Annotated in this window: 8 protein-coding genes and 1 tRNA gene; 4 read left to right on the top strand and 5 right to left on the bottom strand. The window is 60.9% G+C overall.

Annotation, left to right across the window (positions count from 1 at the left end):
- Position 1 precedes the first annotated feature (1 nt).
- Together QW379_07670 and QW379_07665 are read right to left on the bottom strand one after the other, a co-directional pair.
- Complete coding sequence (locus tag QW379_07670; protein ID MEM2870277.1) at positions 2-6877, bottom strand: tetratricopeptide repeat protein; 6876 nt, start codon at positions 6875-6877, stop codon at positions 2-4.
- A 161-nt stretch (positions 6878-7038) separates the two neighbouring features.
- Positions 7039-7533 (bottom strand): tetratricopeptide repeat protein, encoded by a 495-nt coding sequence (locus QW379_07665; GenBank protein MEM2870276.1) that lies wholly within the window; start codon positions 7531-7533, stop codon positions 7039-7041.
- A gap of 196 nt (positions 7534-7729) precedes the next feature.
- Between QW379_07665 and QW379_07660 the strand changes: the two genes are divergently transcribed.
- Both QW379_07660 and QW379_07655 read left to right on the top strand, forming a co-directional pair.
- A tRNA-Lys gene (locus tag QW379_07660) sits at positions 7730-7803 on the top strand.
- A gap of 645 nt (positions 7804-8448) precedes the next feature.
- Complete coding sequence (locus tag QW379_07655) at positions 8449-10341, top strand: DASS family sodium-coupled anion symporter (GenBank protein MEM2870275.1); 1893 nt, start codon at positions 8449-8451, stop codon at positions 10339-10341.
- 68 nt (positions 10342-10409) lie between these two features.
- Here the strand turns inward: QW379_07655 and QW379_07650 are convergent, their stop codons facing one another.
- Together QW379_07650 and QW379_07645 are read right to left on the bottom strand one after the other, a co-directional pair.
- Positions 10410-10838, bottom strand: coding sequence for a UPF0179 family protein (locus QW379_07650; protein ID MEM2870274.1), 429 nt, complete (start codon positions 10836-10838; stop codon positions 10410-10412).
- 21 nt (positions 10839-10859) lie between these two features.
- Positions 10860-11921, bottom strand: coding sequence for an NAD(P)-dependent glycerol-1-phosphate dehydrogenase (locus QW379_07645; GenBank protein ID MEM2870273.1), 1062 nt, complete (start codon positions 11919-11921; stop codon positions 10860-10862).
- A gap of 116 nt (positions 11922-12037) precedes the next feature.
- Between QW379_07645 and QW379_07640 the strand changes: the two genes are divergently transcribed.
- The gene (locus QW379_07640) at positions 12038-13186 is read left to right on the top strand and encodes a DUF63 family protein (GenBank protein ID MEM2870272.1); all 1149 of its coding nucleotides are present in this window, start codon (positions 12038-12040) and stop codon (positions 13184-13186) included.
- 101 nt (positions 13187-13287) lie between these two features.
- Here the strand turns inward: QW379_07640 and QW379_07635 are convergent, their stop codons facing one another.
- Positions 13288-15669, bottom strand: a complete 2382-nt coding sequence (locus QW379_07635) for a phospholipase D-like domain-containing protein (GenBank protein MEM2870271.1) — start codon at positions 15667-15669, stop codon at positions 13288-13290.
- A 286-nt stretch (positions 15670-15955) separates the two neighbouring features.
- On the opposite strand from QW379_07635, the gene QW379_07630 reads away from it, so the two are divergent.
- Positions 15956-17121, top strand: a 1166-nt coding sequence (locus tag QW379_07630) for a DUF2341 domain-containing protein (GenBank protein ID MEM2870270.1), incomplete at its 3' end; no start/stop codon positions are given.

Raw genomic sequence — 17121 nt, 5'->3', positions numbered from 1 at the left:
CTCACTTCTTCATCTTCTCTATCAGGCTCTTGCCATTCCTTGCCTCTATATTGTCGGCGTTGATTTTCAGGGCCGTCTCGAAGCTCTTCAGCGCCTCATCGACCCTGCCCAGCGCCCTCAGGGCGTTGCCCTTGTTCGTCCAGGCCTCGTCGTTATCAGGGTTGAGGCGAATCACCTCCTCGAAGCACCTCAGGGCCTCCTCGGCCCTCTCGAGACCAAGGAGGACCGTGCCTTTATTGTTCCAGGCGGCCTCGTACTCGGGCTTGATCTCAATCGCGCGGTCGTAGCACCTTATCGCCTCTTCGTCCCTGCCGAGCTTCTTCAGGGCGGTCCCTTTGCTGTTCCAGGCCTCTGGGTAGTCCGGCTTTATCTCGATCGCCCTATCGTAGCACCCGAGCGCCTCCGCAGCCTTGCCGAGGGTATAGAGAGCGTTGCCCTTGTTGTTCCAGGCGTCCTCGTAGTCCTCCTTGTTCTTGATGGCCTTGTCGTAGCACTCGAGGGCCTCCTGGACCCTGCCGAGCGAGCTGAGGACAAAGCCCTTGTTGTTCCAGGTCTGGTGGTCGCTCGGGTCGATTTTCAAAGCCCTGTCGAACTCCTCCAATGCCTGCTTGTTCTGTCCGAGAGCACCCAGCGCACTGCCCTTCTGGCTGTGAGCCCTAGTCGAGTTCGGGTTGACCTCCAGCGCTCTGTCGTAGCAGGCGATCGCGTCCTTGAATCTCTTCAGCTCCCTCAGGGCGTTACCCTTGTTTATCCAGATTATCTCGTTCTCATCATTTATCTTCAGAGCCTCGTCATAGCTCCGAATCGCCTCCTCGTACCTCTTAAGGGACGCTAGGGCCGTACCCTTGTTGTTCCAGGCGTCCTGGAAAGCGGGGTCGTGCTCGAGCGCCCTCTCGGCGCACTTTACGGCCTCCTCGTACCTCTTCAGGGAGTAGAGGGCAGAGGCCTTGTTGTTCCAGGCGCTGGCGAAGTCGGGCTTGAGCTCAAGTGCCCTGTCGTAGCACTTCGCCGCCTCCTCGTATTTCTTGAGGGCGTAGAGGGCGGACCCCTTGTTGTTCCAGGCCTCCTCGTTCTGTGGGTTAAGCTCGATCACCTTGTCATAGGCCTGGATGGCTCCCTGGATGTTGTTCATGATATAGAGCACGTAGCCCTTCTGGGCCCACGCTTCCCAGAAGCCCGGGTCCAGCTTTATGGCCTCGTCATACGCCTTGAGCGCTTCCGGAAGCCTCCTCAGCTGCTTCAGCACGTCTCCCTTGTTGAAGTGCGTCTGGGGGTCGTCGGGGTTGAGCTCGAGCTCTTTTTCGAAAACCGGCAGGGCCTCCTCGAAGCGGCCCAGCTCGAGCAGCGCCACCTCCTTGTTCTGCCACGCTCCTAAGAAGTCGGGGTTGAGCTCGATGGCTCTGTTGAACTTTTCTAACGCCTCCTCAAGTCTTCCCAGACTATACAGGGCCTTGCCCCAGTTATTATACGCAACCACGAAGTCCGGTCTCAGCTGGACCGCCTTCTCGTGGGACTTTGCAGCTTCCTCGAAGCGCCCGAGCTGGTACAGTATCAGGCCGCGGTTGCTCCACCCATCGGCGTCCCTAGGGTTCATCTGGACCACTTTCTCGAAGCACTGGAGGGCCTCTTCGACCCTTCCGAGCTTGAAGAGCGTGAAGCCCCTCTCGGACCACACATCGCCCATCTCTGGGTTGAGCTCAATTGCCTTGTTGAGGCACACGTCGGCCTCGTCGAACCTCCCGAGCTTGCGCAGCACCAGCCCCTTCCTCTGCCAAGCATCCGCGTAATCCTTTCTCTTCTCGATCGCCTTGTCGAGGGCCGCAACCGCGTCCTCGAACCGCTCGAGGTTATCTAGAACCAGGCCCTTTCTGTACCACGCCTCCGCGTTGTCCGGGTTAATCTCGATGGCCCTGTTGTAGCACTTCAGAGCCTCCTCGGGCTTCTCCATCGACTCGAGCGTGTCGCCCTTCTCGAACCACGCCTCGGCGTAGTCGGTCCTGAACTCGATCGCCCTGTCGTAGCACTGCACCGCCTCCGCCAGCTTCTCGATTCTCTTCAGCGCGTTACCCATGTTGAGCCAGGTCTCCGGGTGGCTGGTCGTGATGTCGAGGGCTTTGGTGTAGAACTTGATCGCCTCGGTGTACTGCTTCAGGTTGTAGAGCATCAGGCCGCGTCTGTTGAAGGTCTCGACACTGGGCTTGAGCGCGAGCATCCTATCGTAGCACGCGCCCGCCTCTTCGAACCTGCCGAGCGCCGCCAGCGCCGAGGCTTTGCCGTTTAGCGCCTCCAAGTGGTCGGGCTTCAGCTCCAGCGCCCTGTCAAAGCACGTGAGGGCGTCCTGATGCCTCCCGAGCCTGTGCAGGGCGGCGCCCCTCCCAGTCCAGGCAAGCTCGCTTCTGGCGTTCAGGGCGATCGCCTTCTCGAAGGCCCCCGCCGCCTCCTCGTCCCTGCCCAGAAGGGCGAGGGAGGCGCCCCTGTTCAGCCAGGCCTTCTCGAACTCGCCCCTGAGCTCTATCGCCTTCTCAAAGCAAGCGAGCGCCTCGGCGGTCTTCCCGAGCTCCTTGAGCGCCTCGCCCATGTTGTTCCAGACCTCGGCGTCGCCGGGCCGGAGCTCTATCGCCCTCCCATAGGCCACGAGCGCCTCGGGATAGCGCTTCAGGCGCGCGAGGGCGAGACCCCTCCCGTTCCACGCGTCGGGGTTGTCGCTCTTCAGCGCGATGGCCTGGTCGAAAGACGAAACGGCCTCCTCGTTGCGCCCCATCGAAAGTAGTGTGAGGCCCTTTCTCATCCATGGCTCGGGCAGGTCTTTCTTGACTCTTATTGCGGTGTCGAAGGCGTTCAGAGCCTCTCCCATTCTCCCGAGTGACATCAGGGCCGAGCCCATTTCGCTCCAAGCGAGGTGGTGCTGGGGGTTGACCCTGGTCGCCCTCTGGAAGCTCGCCACGGCGTCCTCGAGCCTTTTCAGCTGGACAAGGCACCTGCCCCTCTCGAACCAAGCCTCGTCGTAGTCTTCCTTGACACCGGTTGCTCTATCGAATGAGGCCAGGGCCTCCTCGTGCCTCCCGAGCGCCTCCTCGGCCCGCCCCTTGTTGAACCACGCCTCGGCGAAGTCGCTCTTTATACCCAGCGCTTTTTCGAAGCACCTGACCGCGTCCTTGAACCTCGAGAGCCTCATGTTGGTAAGGCCCAGCTCGTTCCAGGCGGTCTCGCTCTTCGGCTCGAGCTCGGTAGCGCGCGCGAAGGCGGGCAGAGCCTCCTCGTGCCTGCCGAGCAGATTCAGGGCCGCCCCCTTGTTCAGCCAAGCGGGGGAGAGCTTGGGGTCTATGGACAAGGCCTTGTCGTAGCACTCTATGGCCTTGTCGGGCTTGCCCATCTTCACGAGAACGGAGCCGACGGTGGTCCAGGTCTGGGCGTTTTTGGGGTTGATGTCTATCGCCCTCATGTAGCTCTCGAACGCCTTGTCGAGGCGACCGGCCTGGAAGAGCACGCCAGATCTCTTAAGCCAGGCCTCCTCGCTCGAGCCGTTGAGTGCGATCGCCCTCTCGTAACACGTCAGGGCGGGTTCGGTCTGCTTCAGCGCCACAAGTGCATCGCCCTTGAGCATCCAAACGCCAAACTGGCCGGCGTCGAGCTCGATTGCTCTATCGAAGCAGCCCACGGCACCGCCGAGGTCCCCGACGCCCATCAATGCCTCTCCCTTGCTCAGCCAGGCCCTGAAGGACCTGGGGCTTATCTCCAGCGCCCGGTCGTAGCATTTGATCGCATCCTGAAGACGTCCCATGAGGACCAATGTGGCGCCCTTCTCGAACCATGCGGGCTCGTGGTCGCGCCGAATCTCTATGGCCTTATCGAACGATGCAAGGGCGTCGGTGTAGTTCTTCATCATCTTCAGCGCTACGCCCCGGTTGAACCAGGCGGCGTCGAACCCATGTGAGATTTCTATCGCCTTGTCGAAGCATATCACCGCCTCCTCGAGCCTGCCCATCTTCACCAGCGTCTCGCCCTTGCTGTTCCAGGCGAGGTCGTGCGTCGTTTTGATCGCAATCGCACGGTCGAAAGCCCTAACCGCGTCTTCGTACCTCCCAAGTCTCTCGTACGCCAAACCCTTATTGTACCACGCGGTGTCGGAGTCGCCCCTGAGCTCTATCGCCTTGTCGAACGCCGCAACGGCCTCCTCGAGCCGGCCAAGCTCGGCGAGCGCCTCACCCTTCTTGTTCCATGCTCTATCGTTGTCGGGCTTTATCTCGATCGCGCGTTCGAAGGACTTTATGGCCTCCTCGTACTTAGTCAGCTTGAAGAGCGTGAGGCCCTTGTTGAACCAAGCGGGCTCGTAGGCCACGTTCTTCTGAATGGCCCTGTCGAAGCAGCGGACTGCCTCGGCGAGCTCACCCGCGCTGTCTGCGGCCAGCCCCCGGCTGTTCCAGAGCTCGGGGTCCTCTCCCGAAACCGCAAGGGCCTCGTCGTAGCAGGCCATCGCCTCCCTCGTCCTCCCTAGGGCCTGGAGGGCGTCTCCCTTTTGCTTCCAGGCCTCCCCGAGCTTCTTGTTGAAGCTGAGCGCCTTGTCGTATGCGGCGATGGCTTCCTCGGTTTTTCCGAGTGTGTCGAGAATTCTGCCCTTCTCAAACCAGGCCTGGTCGTGCTCGGGCTTGAGCTCTATGACCTTGTCGTAGCACTTCTCTGCCTGTTTCAGCCGGCCTAGCTTCGCTAGAGCGAGGCCCTTGCTGAACCAGGCGGCCTCGGAGGCAGGGCTGAGCTCGATGACCCTGCTGAAGCACTCCAGCGCCTTCTCCGCCCTGTTGAGGTCCAGTAGAGCCATCCCCTTCCCGAACCAGGCGTTCTCGTGGCCCGCGTTCAGCTCGAGGACACGGTCGTAGCACCTGAGGGATGCCTCGTGCTTCCCGAGCTTCCTCAAGGCGTTTCCCTTGGAGTACCAGGCGTTCTCGTGCTTCGGGTCGAGCTCTATTACCTTGTCGAAGCACTTTATCGCCTCTTCGCTCCTGCCGAGCTGCATCAGGCTGGAGCCTTTATTGAACCAGGCACTGTCGAAGGTCGCCCTCACCTCCAGCGCCTTGTTGAAGCACTGAATCGACTCCTCGTAGCGCCCCAGGTCGTGGAGGGCCATGCCCTTGTTGTTCCAGGCCTCATCGTAGTCCGGCTTGAGCTCTATCGCCCTGTCGAAGCAAGTGATCGACTCGGCCAGTTTGCCCAGGTTGTAGAGGGCGTTGCCCTTGTTGTTCCAGGCCTGCTCGAAGCTCGGATTGATTCGAATCGTCTGGTCGAAGCACCTCAGGGCCTCGGCGTGCCTCCCCTGGCTCGATAGAGCGTAGCCCTTGTTGTTCCAAGCCTTGTAGAAGTTCGGCTTGAGCTCGATGACTTTGTCGTAGCAGGCGATGGCCTCGTCCACCCTGCCCAAGTTGTGGACGGCGTTGCCTTTGTTGAACCAGGCCTTCTCATAGGTGGGCGAGAGCTCTATTGCCTTGTCGTAGCACTTGATGGCCTCCTCAACTTTACCGAGGGTATAGAGAGCGTTGCCCTTGTTGTTCCAAGCCTGCTCGAAGTTCGGGCTAAGCCTGATGGCCTCGTCGTAGCACTTTAGAGCCTCCTCCATCCGGCCCAGATTGTAGAGGGCGTTGCCCTTGTTATTCCAGGCCTTCTCATAGTCGGGTGCTGCCTCGATAGCCTTGTCGTAGCAGCGAATCGCCTCCTCGGCCCGGCCTAGGGCCCCGAGCGCACTGCCCTTGTTGTACCACGCCTTCTCGTACCGCGGGTTGATTTCCAGCGCCCTGTCAAAGCACTTTATTGCCTCCTCCACTTTACCGAGCGTATATAGCGCGTTGCCCTTGTTGTTCCAAGCCTCGGCATAGTCCGGCTTGATCTCAATGGCTTTGTCGTAGCACTCTATCGCCTCGTCTATGCGCTTCAGGCAGCCCAAGGCGTATCCCTTATTGTTCCAAGCAACCTCGTACTCAAAGTTTATCTCGATAGCCCTGTCATAGCAGGCTATGGCCTCCTCGTACCTCCCCAAGCAGCCAAGCGCAAACCCCTTGTTGTTCCAGGCCTCCTCGTAGTCGGGCTTGAGCTCGATGACCTTGTCATAGCAGGCGATGGCCTCCTCATACCTCCCCAACTCGTCAAGGGCATTGCCCTTGTTGTTCCAGGCCTCCTCCCCGTACGGCCGAATCTCTATAGCCTTGTCGAAGCACTGAATCGCTTCCTCGAACTTCCCCATGGAGTCGAGCAAGTTGCCCTTGTTGTTCCATGCCTCCTCGTAGTCGGGCCTAAGGGCCACAGCGCCGTCGTAGTAGAAGAGTGCCTGCTCGTATGTATACTCCTTTGGCTCGTAGGGCAAGGCCTCGCCGGCGGCCGAGGCCTGCTCCCTCCCCCGGCGGGTTAGGTAGAGTGCATTTCCCATGCGGAGGTAGACCTCCGGGTTTCCCACGTATTTTCCATAGTGCGCCTTCGCTTCATGCAGCTTCTGGCCGATTAGGTCAACCATCGCCCTGTCGTGCTTCGTGAGCTTTAGCTTTGTGTCCTTGTCCAGCGTCGTGGGGATGTTCATCTGGGTCAGCATGGTGTTGAGCTGATTCGTGATCGAGGCGAACTGGTCCTCGGTCAGCTCCCTCACATTGATGTTCTTGACCTGCTGGAGGGCGTCCGCGCCGCCCACGAAGCTCACCTGGTCACCATAGGTGGTGGGCCCGACGCCGATTAGCCCGCTGGGTGCGACCGGTCGCCTTCTCGTAATAACGCTGTCCCCGATCAGGCCCCCGGAGTCCAGTCCACCGGCCTTTCCCCTGCCTCCTATCTTCGTCCCGCACTTCTGGCAGGTGTCTAAACCGGCTCTGACATAAGTCCCGCACTTCGGACAGACCGCCATCCTCTTTCCCCCGTGATAAAGCGTTGTGCGCAGCCGCTCTTTGTGAGCCCTTTGTGTATAGTGGTGACTCTATATAAGGATAAGCTTTAGTATAATTCCTATTCATTGCTACTCTGGGCTTCCGGGGTTCAGGCGCCTCGGCCCCGCAGACATGGTCAGCGTTACTCGCCCAGTAGCTCCCTGAGGTGCTCTCGTGTAGAGGGGTCCAGGTCTGGGCAGCTCAGGGCGGCGCGGTACTCCCTGTCCGCTCCAGTAAAATCACCCAAATCCCTGAGGAGGGTGGCCAGGTTTATATGGACGGAGGCGTTGTTTGGGTTGAGGCGTATCGCCTCGTCGTACTCCCTCTTCGCCTCCTTGAGCCTGCCCCATTTGTGGTAGAGGAAGCCGAGCTCCCTATGGGCATCGGCATAGTCCGGCTTCAGCCGAATAGCCTCCTTGAACTCCCTTTCGGCCTCGAGCGCCTTTCTCCGAGAATGGAGGACCATACCGAGGTTGCAGTGCGAGACCTCGTGCTCCGGGAAAATCCGGACCGCCTCGCGAAGGTCCTCCTCCGCCTCCTCCAACTCGCCCGCGTGGAAGTGCTTCGTCCCCCTCCGGTTAAGGGTCCTGACCTTTCCGCCGACGAAGAGCCAGCGGATTTTGCTGACCAGCCTCACGTGACCACTCTGCGGGTGTAATAAAATAGGTGTATTTTATCCTCACCATCCAGTCCCATCCAGTCCCGACCGCAGAGGGCAATGTTTATGAACGGGAAGCGCTATTTTGCGGCCTAGCCCCGCCGATATCGGGGAGGCAGAAGGGGAGGGCGTCTCGACAGCCCCTAATGCCTCCCCGGTTCCGGGGAGACGGAGAGGGCCTGTAGCTCAGCTAGGTAGAGCGTTCGGCTCTTAACCGAAGTGTCGTGGGTTCAAATCCCCCCAGGCCCGCTACCCAATTTTTTTTTGGGACTGGGAGTGTTTAAGAGGGCGCGAGCGACGGCTCCCAATAGACTTAAATTCACAACCCAACGAAGCCTCGCGAGGGTCCCCCCTTCCTATTTAATGGTTTTAGGTAAATATTGATTATGCTAAACAGCAAGCAGATTCATTAAAATCCTGGATTATGTTCTTTCGGCAGTGGTTGTTATCTACATTTTGGAGAATTATCATGAGCAAGAAAGACACCCTATGGCTAGAGCATTACCCCTCGGAGTCCGCCGGCCCAATAGGTTGAGCTGTCTGGATGGTACCATGGACTCCGCGGAGATCCTCCAGGTATTGCGACGGCCGTCTCTTCGAAAATTCACCGATAACCCCGAAGTGCGGGAGGAAGAACTGAGTCTAGACAGCCCTTCAGAGCTTTCTCAGAAGGCCCAAGCCACTAGGCTCGCTCCACGGTCCGGTCCGTAGGAGGCGTTTGAGGGGGTCATATCTTGCCAGAGCTTCAGTTGCTTCCGTCCCTGCCTCTACATTGATGGGCTCCGGAGATTCGTCTCCTTCTCTGGACCCGCGCCCTCCGAGGGGACACACCTCCACAGAATCGCTCTCGCTCTCTGGTCATGGACATTCAGGCATCTGTTTAAGAGGAGATTGATGGAGCGTTTGCTAGGCTCGGGGGCCTCTGGAGATGAGATAGACTTATCAGACGTGCAGAACCACCCTCCTCTACCTCCACCGTTCATGATTCCGAATTCTTTCAGGGATGCCGCATCTGTACGAAATGCGGCAGCCCAATCCAGAATCGACCGATTCGGGGAATTCTCACGTGTCAGAACTGTGGTGAGAATTCCCTCGTTCAGCCCCAGCATGCAGGCGTGCGCTCTGGTCCAAAAATATAACAAATCGAGCTGCCAGCCCTTCTATCCGGTCGGCCCCGAAAAGCTTCATGAGCCCGAGAGCGATGCCCCGCCCATGGGTGATGGTGACAGTCGAGCTGGGCCGCGTGGCCATGCCACACGAGCGATGGGCGATCCCGATCGGGTCCGCTCCTCTGATAGTATTGAGAACCAGAAAAAGGGGCCCGGAGGGAGCCAGTCCCACGAGCAACTCCCTCGCCTTCTCAGGCCGCTCGAGTGGGTGACAGTCGAAGTTCCGGCGAGGCTGCACGAATTCCTCTACTCGAAAAGGAACATCCTCATCTGCCTCGACGCTGCAATCGCCGCATACCTCATTACATTGGTGTCCGGCCAGCCGGAACTCGTCGCCAGAACGCTCGCGGTCTTCGCCTTCGCCGCCGGATGCTGGATTCTCGAGGTCTTCCCCATCGCCATCACGGGCCTGATGATTCCTGTGGCGGTCTCGCTCACTGGTATTTTCACGCCCCCGAGGGCCTTCTCCTCCTTCGCCCACCCCGTGATTTTCCTTCTCCTCGGCGGTCTTGTCCTGGGGCGCGCTGTCAGTAAGTTCGGCCTCGACAAGAGAATCGCTCACTGGATGGTCGTCAGGTCGGGCGGGAGAATTGATGCACTCGTCCTCCTGACGGTCGGGGTCGTGGGCTTCATCAGCATGTGGATGTCGAACACCGTGGCCGTGGCGGTTCTGCTGCCGGTCTTCCTGACGATTCTCTCGTCCATCCCCGAAGTTTACCAGAACTTCAAGAGAAAGCTCCTGCTCAGTCTCATCATATGCACCTCTCTCGGAGGGATGGCGATGCTGACCGGCAGCCCGCCGAACATGATCGCGGCGGCCCAGCTCGAGCACTCGGTCGGCTTCGGCTTCAGCCACTGGGCCTACTACGGCACCCCCATCGTCCTCGCCTCTCTCGCCATCACCTTCGTGACCCTCAAGTACAGATACCCATCGCCAAAGGTGACACTCGACATCAGCTCCGTCGCCGGGCAGAAGGACGTCAGCGGTCCCATGAGCCCGGAGCAGAAGAGGGTCGTCGGCGTCTTCGGCGCCACGGTGGCCCTCTGGTTCTTCGGGAGCGAGGCCGAGGTCCTTCTGGGCCTCCCACCATCGATATCGAGCTCCGCCATCGTCTCCGTTCTCTCGGTGCTCGTACTCTTCGGGATGGGCCTCCTCAACCTGAGGGACGTGACCTCCGTCCAGTGGGAGCTGATATTCCTGCTCGGGGGCGGAATTCTCCTGGGCGAGGCGATGCTCGCCACGGGCAGCGCATCGATAATCGCGTCCGCGGTGGCCGCGGCGAGGGCTTTTCTGCCCGAGATTCTGATTCTGGCGCTCCTGATGCTCCTGACCCTCCTGCTGACCAACTTCATCTCCAACAGCGCCACGGCCGCAATAATGGCGCCGATCGCCTTCGAGACCGCCCGCGCGCTCGCGATGAGCCCCGTGCCCTTTGTCATGGGCGTCGGTCTCACCGCTTCCCTCGCATTCATAACCCCCGTCGGAACCACCTCAACCGCTATGGTCTACGCCACCGGCCTTGTGCCGAAGGGCTTCTTGGCGAAGAATGGGCTACTGATTGGGGTACCGATTCTGATCGTGATTCTGGCCTTTGTCTGGCTCCTTCCTCTGCCCTGAATACTCTCGTCTTCAGGAAAACTCGGACGCCCATTGCCGAAACCTTATAAGCCCCAATTAAAAACAGCTCAGGTCTCCAGGGCGGCCTCCTTGAGCTGACGGCCGTCGGGGCACTCGATGAAGCCCGTGACCCTGACTACCCTGTACCTTTCCCCCACCCTCGCGGCCCTAGGGAAGCAAAGCCTTCGGTAGCCACAGCCCAGGTTGTCGCAGCCTCTCTCCTCCCAGACCAGACTTGTGCCCTCGAGGGCCTGGTGGGGCGGCACGGCGGCGCGAATCGGCTCCCTCTCGACCTCCACCACCCTCACGCCTCCATCATGGACCCTGCAATCATGCCTGACGCTGCGGACGGATTTGATGATGTAACTCCGCCCCTCCTCAAGGTTGAAACACACGGTCTTCAGCCGGCACTCTCTGCACTCCGGCAGCGGCCCCACGAACACGAACACGCTCCCCTCTCTCGCCAACCTCTCTCCTATCAGCGTGACAGCGACCATGCCATCCCTCCCTCTCCGGCGTCAGAGCACCCCCGTCAGCGTTGCCACCTTCTCAGCGGCCTCTGGCAAGAGGCCCCTGTCGCCCAGAATCGTGTACCTCTCGGGGCGGATGGAGTGGGCGGTCGTCAGCGCCTGAATCAGCTCCTCCCTAGTGAGGTTGAGCTGGGCCGCCGTCACCGGCGCCCCGAGCTCCGCCAGCGCGCTCCGGATCCGCTTCCAGTCCCCCCCGTGAAGGTACATCATCATGATGGTGCCAACGCCGCACTGCTCCCCATGCAGCGCCCTCCCTGGCGCGATTCTATCTATCGCGTGGGAGAACAGGTGCTCCGAGCCGCTCGTCGGCCGTGACGAGCCAGCGATGCTCATGGAGAGGCCGGAGGATATCATCGGCTTGATCGCAATCCAGACGCTCTCCACGAGGTTCTTTTTTATTATGTCCACCGAGTCCAGTATCGTCTCCGCGCCCATTTTGGATATCGCGTAGGCGGTGCTCGAGAACTCCTCGCCCCTGAGCCTCGCCGCGAGCTGCCAGTCGAGCAGGGCGGTGGTGTTGGCGATGATGTCGGCGCAGCCCGACGCTAGGTAGCGATAGGGTGCCTTGGCTATCACGTTCGTATCCGCCAGAATTCCGACTGGCATGACGGCGTCCACTGAGGTAGGCGAGCCCTGGTCCTTGATTGACGCCTTCGGAGATGCGAGGCCGTCGTGCGAGGCTGAGGTCGGGACGCTGATGAAGGGCAGGTATAGCCTATGCGCGGAGGCCTTTGCCAGGTCTATCTTGCTACCCCCTCCCACGCCCACAATGAATGAGGCCTTCACCTCCTCCGCCGCTTTTGTGACATTCTCCACGTTCTCCATCGTGGCGGGCCCCGTCTCGAGCACATGGGCGTCGTATCCGCTGTCCTTTAGATAGTCCGCGATGGGCTTGCCCGCGATTCTGAACGTCTGGGGGCCGGTGACCACGAGCGCGGTCCCCTTGAGACCGAAGTCCCTGGCCATGTCCGAGATCTGGTCCAATACGTTGTGGCCCGCGACCACCTTGCGCGGAAAGACCATGGCCTTGGCTTTCTTGAAGTCGGGCATGTAAGTAGCCTTAATAACCAGCCCCGGTTATTAGCCTTGCGGTTAAATTGTCGCAACGGGCGGTCACATCCAGGCGCGAGAGAAAAAATGTCCGAGCCAGCCTCTCTCCGGAGCTCGTGGTTGGCTCTGGTGTGGCGCTCTTCTTGGTTTCGGTCGGGCTCGGGTGCCTCCTCCTGCCCTCCCTTTTTTGGGAGCACTTCGTGTGGCCCTACCTCTGGGGCCCCACAGAAGCGGACGCGCTGGGCCACCCCATCGACGGAATAACCGAAGACTATAATATCGTTAGCACGTTGACCTACGCCGTCCTCCTCGCCGCTGCCCTTTTCCTGATATTCCGGGCATTCAAAAAGCAAGGGGTGGATATCGACCTTGGGTATATCGCCTCCCTGACTCCTTTCGTGCTCTACGGGACCCTCGCCCGCGCCCTTGAGGATTCGTTCTACTTCTCCAGGCCCACGGCCTATTTTTTCATCGCGCCACAGATATACGTTCTCATCGGGCTGGAGGTTGTGGGCCTCTCACTGGCGCACCATTGGCTCGCAGCCGCGGGGGAGCGAAGGGTCCTCACCCTCTGGCTCCTCGCCGCCGTCCACACACTGTTTTTCACGGCCGGCTTCGCCGGAGACCCTCTCTCGACCCCTCCCATACTAGCCACCGCCGCGGTTGCTTTGGTCACCGCATTGCTGAGCGCACGTGCTATACGGCGTAGGGAGGGCCCCCCCGGCCTCCCCAGCGCGCTGACCGATTTCGGCATCCAGTGCGCGACCGCTCCCACGGCCCTCACCCTCCTCTGGCTCCTCTTGCCCGGCTCGTGGGGGCCCCGGGACGGGCCCTCCGCGACGAGACCGTGGGAGCTCATTGTTGTGCCCGTGCTCGCCCTTACCGCCGCCGTTGGCCTCTGGCTCTGCCTCCACACACTGTCCCTGCGGTTCAGGCGCATTGCCCCGATGGCCTCCGGGACAAGCTTCATTATTATTCTGGGCCATATGCTCGACGCCGCGGCCACTTATCGTGCCCTCGACTTTTTCGGCTACGGCGAGAAACACGTCCTTCCCGAATTCCTCATCGAGGCTACGGGCACAGCTCTCATGATGTTCCCGCTCAAGGCACTGGCGCTCCTGCTCATCCTATACATCTTCGAGGTCGAGTTCGGCCGGGAGCTGGAGAGAGAAAGGCCGCTCGGAGGCCTGATTCGCGCCGCTGTTCTCATCCTTGGGCTCGCACCCGGCCTCAGGGACACTCTCAGGCTCGCAATGGGCGTCTGAAGAGAGACCGCCGGCGCAGCGGAATCTACCATCAACCTCCGGAATCCCTTTCCTCGGGCGCGTGAGGACGCAGCACGCCGACAGCTCTCTCCTCGAGCCGCCTATCGCCTTCGGTGCTTTCGCCGGAGACCGACGGTGACGCTCGCTAGGACCGCCACCGCCACCCCTGCAATCAGAATCACGGGGCACGGCAGACCCCAGACTGGGGCGGTCTCCCCTCGGCCCCCCCGCCCGCCGGTCCCGCCGGTCAGGTTCCAGTCGAGCCAGAACACCTCCTCGAAATAGGAGGCGGGGCCCTCCCCCTCGATTATCAGCCCGAGCTCCCTGTTGTCCAGCGCCGCGCTCCCGACCCAGTTCAGGCTGGATACCAGCGCCCTCCCACCGTCCACAACGAGCCCCTTGTTGTGAAGAGATTGGATCCCCGGAACGCGCGCGACTCTGGCCTCGAGGTCCAGATTCTCCCTCAGCGCGAGGTAGTTCAGCTCGTTCGCAACATCCTCGTTCACCCCGGAGGACTGCGGAAAGCTCGCGTCGAGCAGCACCCTGACCCTCACGCCGCGTCTGGCGGCCGCAACGACCGCCTCCAGGTATTTATTGGGCCGGTCCTCACCATTGCGGCTCCAGTTGGGCGAGCACGAGAGCTGCTCGATGAGTATGGTGTCGGCGGCGGTCTCGAGGAGGGCGAGTATAGACGCGTTGGGAAGCGTCGAGGTGTCTGGGGAGACCACGGGCGAGACCCGGACGCCGGAGAAGCGCGCGGGCCCGAATGTGGCTTTGTAGCCGCCTGACGGGACTGTCGAGTTGGGAGGGAGGCCGGGCGCGGGGGCGAACCTCGCGTCGCTGGGCGTGTAGGGGACGATGTCCCTCATGATGGGCTGGGCGTCGAGGAAAAAGAGGCTGGTGAGGTAGCTCGCTAGCCCACGGGACCTGACGACCGCTCCCCAGCCCCTGTTCCCATAGCTCGTGTCTTCTGGAATTCCGGAGGGAACCCAGTTCTCAGACGTGACGATGCTGGTCTCGTTATCTATGACACAGTACTTGGCGTGCATGCATGCGTATCTCCGGCCGGAACCACTGGGAGCGTCCCCTGCCATGAAGAAAAGGGTGGCCCCGGCTCCGTGCAGCATCGCCGCCAGCGCCTTTTCCTGCGCCGTGAGGCTGGCAACGGGCTGTCCCTCCAGAAGGACGGTCACCCCGACGCCCCTTGCCCGGGCGTCAATCAGCGATTCCGTCAGCCGCAGGCTCTCGAGCTGGTAGAGGGCGAGAAGGACCCTCGAGCGGGCCCCGGCGATTTCTCGAGAGACCACATCAAAAGAGCAGTCGGGGGAGACGAAGGTGACGACTTCCTCCGCCTCGAAAATATCCCAGGACAGCTCCGAGCGCCCGACAACGGTCACCCTCGATTCGGGCCAGTCCAACGATGTGTTGGTGTCGAGCCAGCGGCCCGCGGGGTCCAGCGCCCTCCTGGCCACCATCCCCGCGCCGGTGAGCGGAGAAGGCTTTCCCGTCCAGCCCGCGCCGTGGTACTCCTTTCCCCAGACAAAGACGTCGATGAGCCCACCCATCGCATCCCAGAGCTCGATGCGTCCACCGTTGTTGCTCAGACTCGGCCAGCTCCCCGATTTCGTCGCCTCAGGAACCGAGGGCGTGGTGTTCAGTGTTTCAAAATCTGGGAGGAGGGCGGTATCGTGGAGGAAATCAGACGCACTGCCGGTCACGAACAGCATTGCGCCGGGGGAAATCGCCGTTCCGTCGGGGAAGCGAGCGTAGGAGTCCCCATCCGTGAGCCTCCAGCCACTGACGTCTACCGATAGGTGCGGGGAGGGGTTGGTGACGGCCACGTACTCGTCCCTTCTCCCGGAGTAAGCGTGGTAATAGACCTGTGTTATCAGCAATCGACCCGCACCCTCCGCTGATGGGGGATTTCCATTGGGGGACCCGGGCGTCGGCCGGACCCCCGCCCTCCACTCCCCCCCGTCTGGGACCCTTGCGAATGAGATGTCGTATTCGGCGGTGGCGTAGGTGAAGCTGTCGACAATAGCTCCTGTCGGGTCTAGCAAGCGGACAGTGTCGCCTTCGTTGTTCAGGTGGACGCCCGTCAGGGTGCTGTTGAGGAGCAGATGGCCCCGGGGGGCCACGACGGTGCCCAAGGCTATCGTGAACGGCCTCGAGCCTCCGGCTCCGATGTCATCGAAGACCCAGCCCCCGATGTCCAAGGGCTCGCTCCCCGGATTGTAGAGCTCGACCCACTCGCAGTCGTACAGCTCCCGGGGCGCGGGAAGGAACTCGTTGATTACGATAGTGGTTGCCCCACCCGATCCGCGCGCGGCAGCAGCGACGGCCGTGGGAATCACCGGGGGGTTGGAGAGCGACGGCAATAGTGAGGCGAGGAGAGTGACGAGCGCTCCAAAAGCAACGATAATAGACCTAGCAATGGGCGTTAATGGTCTGCGAGTACTTCCCGCGCAACCAGAGGCTCCCATGGGGTCTTTCCCGGTGCTCCAGGGAATGGCGTGAATATAAATTTTAGCTGGTCACCACCGGCGTCTCTTCTTCCGCTGGCGGGCCTTCATACCGCTTTGGCTTGCGGACGCGATCGGAATTGCTGCTGTCTGGAAAAGCCGCACCGGAGGCTCAAGAGGAAGGAGACAATCCGGGAATGAATGAAAGAAATCTATTTAATTAAGAAAGAATATCCTCTACCACTCACTCTGGGGATGATTCGGCATGCCTTGTGGAAGAGTAGCACCAAGACCGGGAAGATTAAAAATGATGTTTATTTTGGCAGTGGTCTGCTCCGTATTGATCGGCCCCTGTGGTTCGGCCCTCCAGACCGCATCGGGCGCCCACCCGGCTGCTTCCTTCCACTGGTCTAAGAGCTCATATGAGACGGCCAGCGCTTCTGCCTCCGGAAAAAGTGGGTCGGGCTCAACAGCCCCACCGGCCACAGCGCCTGCAGCCGTGTTGCCCCCGTGGTGGAACTATTCATGGGCCTTCAGGGCGCCCCTGACGCTCGACAACAGCCAGAACCCAGCGGCCCTGAGCAATTACCCCGTCCGCATGAACCTGAGCCTCCAGAGCCTGATATCCGCCGGAAAGCTGAGGGGCGACTGCGCGGACCTCAGGTTCGTCGACTCCGACGGGTCGACGGAGCTTAGCTACTGGCTCGAGCCCGACGGAGACATCTGGCTGAAGGTCCCGAATCTCCCCGCCCAGACCTCGAAAGTGGTCTGGATGTACTACGGGAACCCCTCCGCCCCCGCGGCCTCGAATGGGGAGGGGGTGTTCAGGTTCTTCGACAGTTTCGACAGTGATAGTCTAGACACATCAAAGTGGCAAAAGGTCAACGTGGGCTCCGCAACCCTCTCGGGGGGCTTCCTGACCGTCTCACCGGTCTACAACACGGTCGCCAAGCTGATAGCCATCGGTGCCCCCTCCGAGGACAACTTTATTTTGAGGGCGAGGTTCAAGGTCATCGCCGGCTCGCATGACGATGAGAGGGTTGGTCTAGGAATCAGGACCCAGACCTCGGACGGGAGGGGCTACAACTATGTCCTGCATGATTTCACCAACCGCGATGAGATGAGCTTTCTGAACGATCTGGTCGCCTGGTACACACGCGGGAGGAATTGGGCGAAGGAAACCTGGTATGTCGAGGAGATATACTTCGATGGCACAAACGTGGTCGGGAGGTTCAATGACGGAGCGTGGCAGACCCAGGCCATGAGCGGCAGGTCGGGATATCCGGCCCTGAATATCGGGTCGCTGGACTGCGTCTCCGTCTGGGACTGGGCGCTCGTCCGTCCCTACAAACCCCCGGAGCCGAAGGTGAGCCTCGGGCAGGAGGAGAGGCCGGTGAAGTTCAGGAGCTTCTCGGTCGCCCCGGTGCTCCTCGACGAGGGGGACACAGTCGAGCTCAACGCCACGTTCGAGAA

Source organism: Thermoplasmata archaeon, from assembly GCA_038851035.1.
Taxonomy (GTDB): domain Archaea; phylum Thermoplasmatota; class DTKX01; order VGTL01; family VGTL01; genus JAWCLH01.
This window is presented reverse-complemented; position numbering and strand designations above follow the sequence as displayed.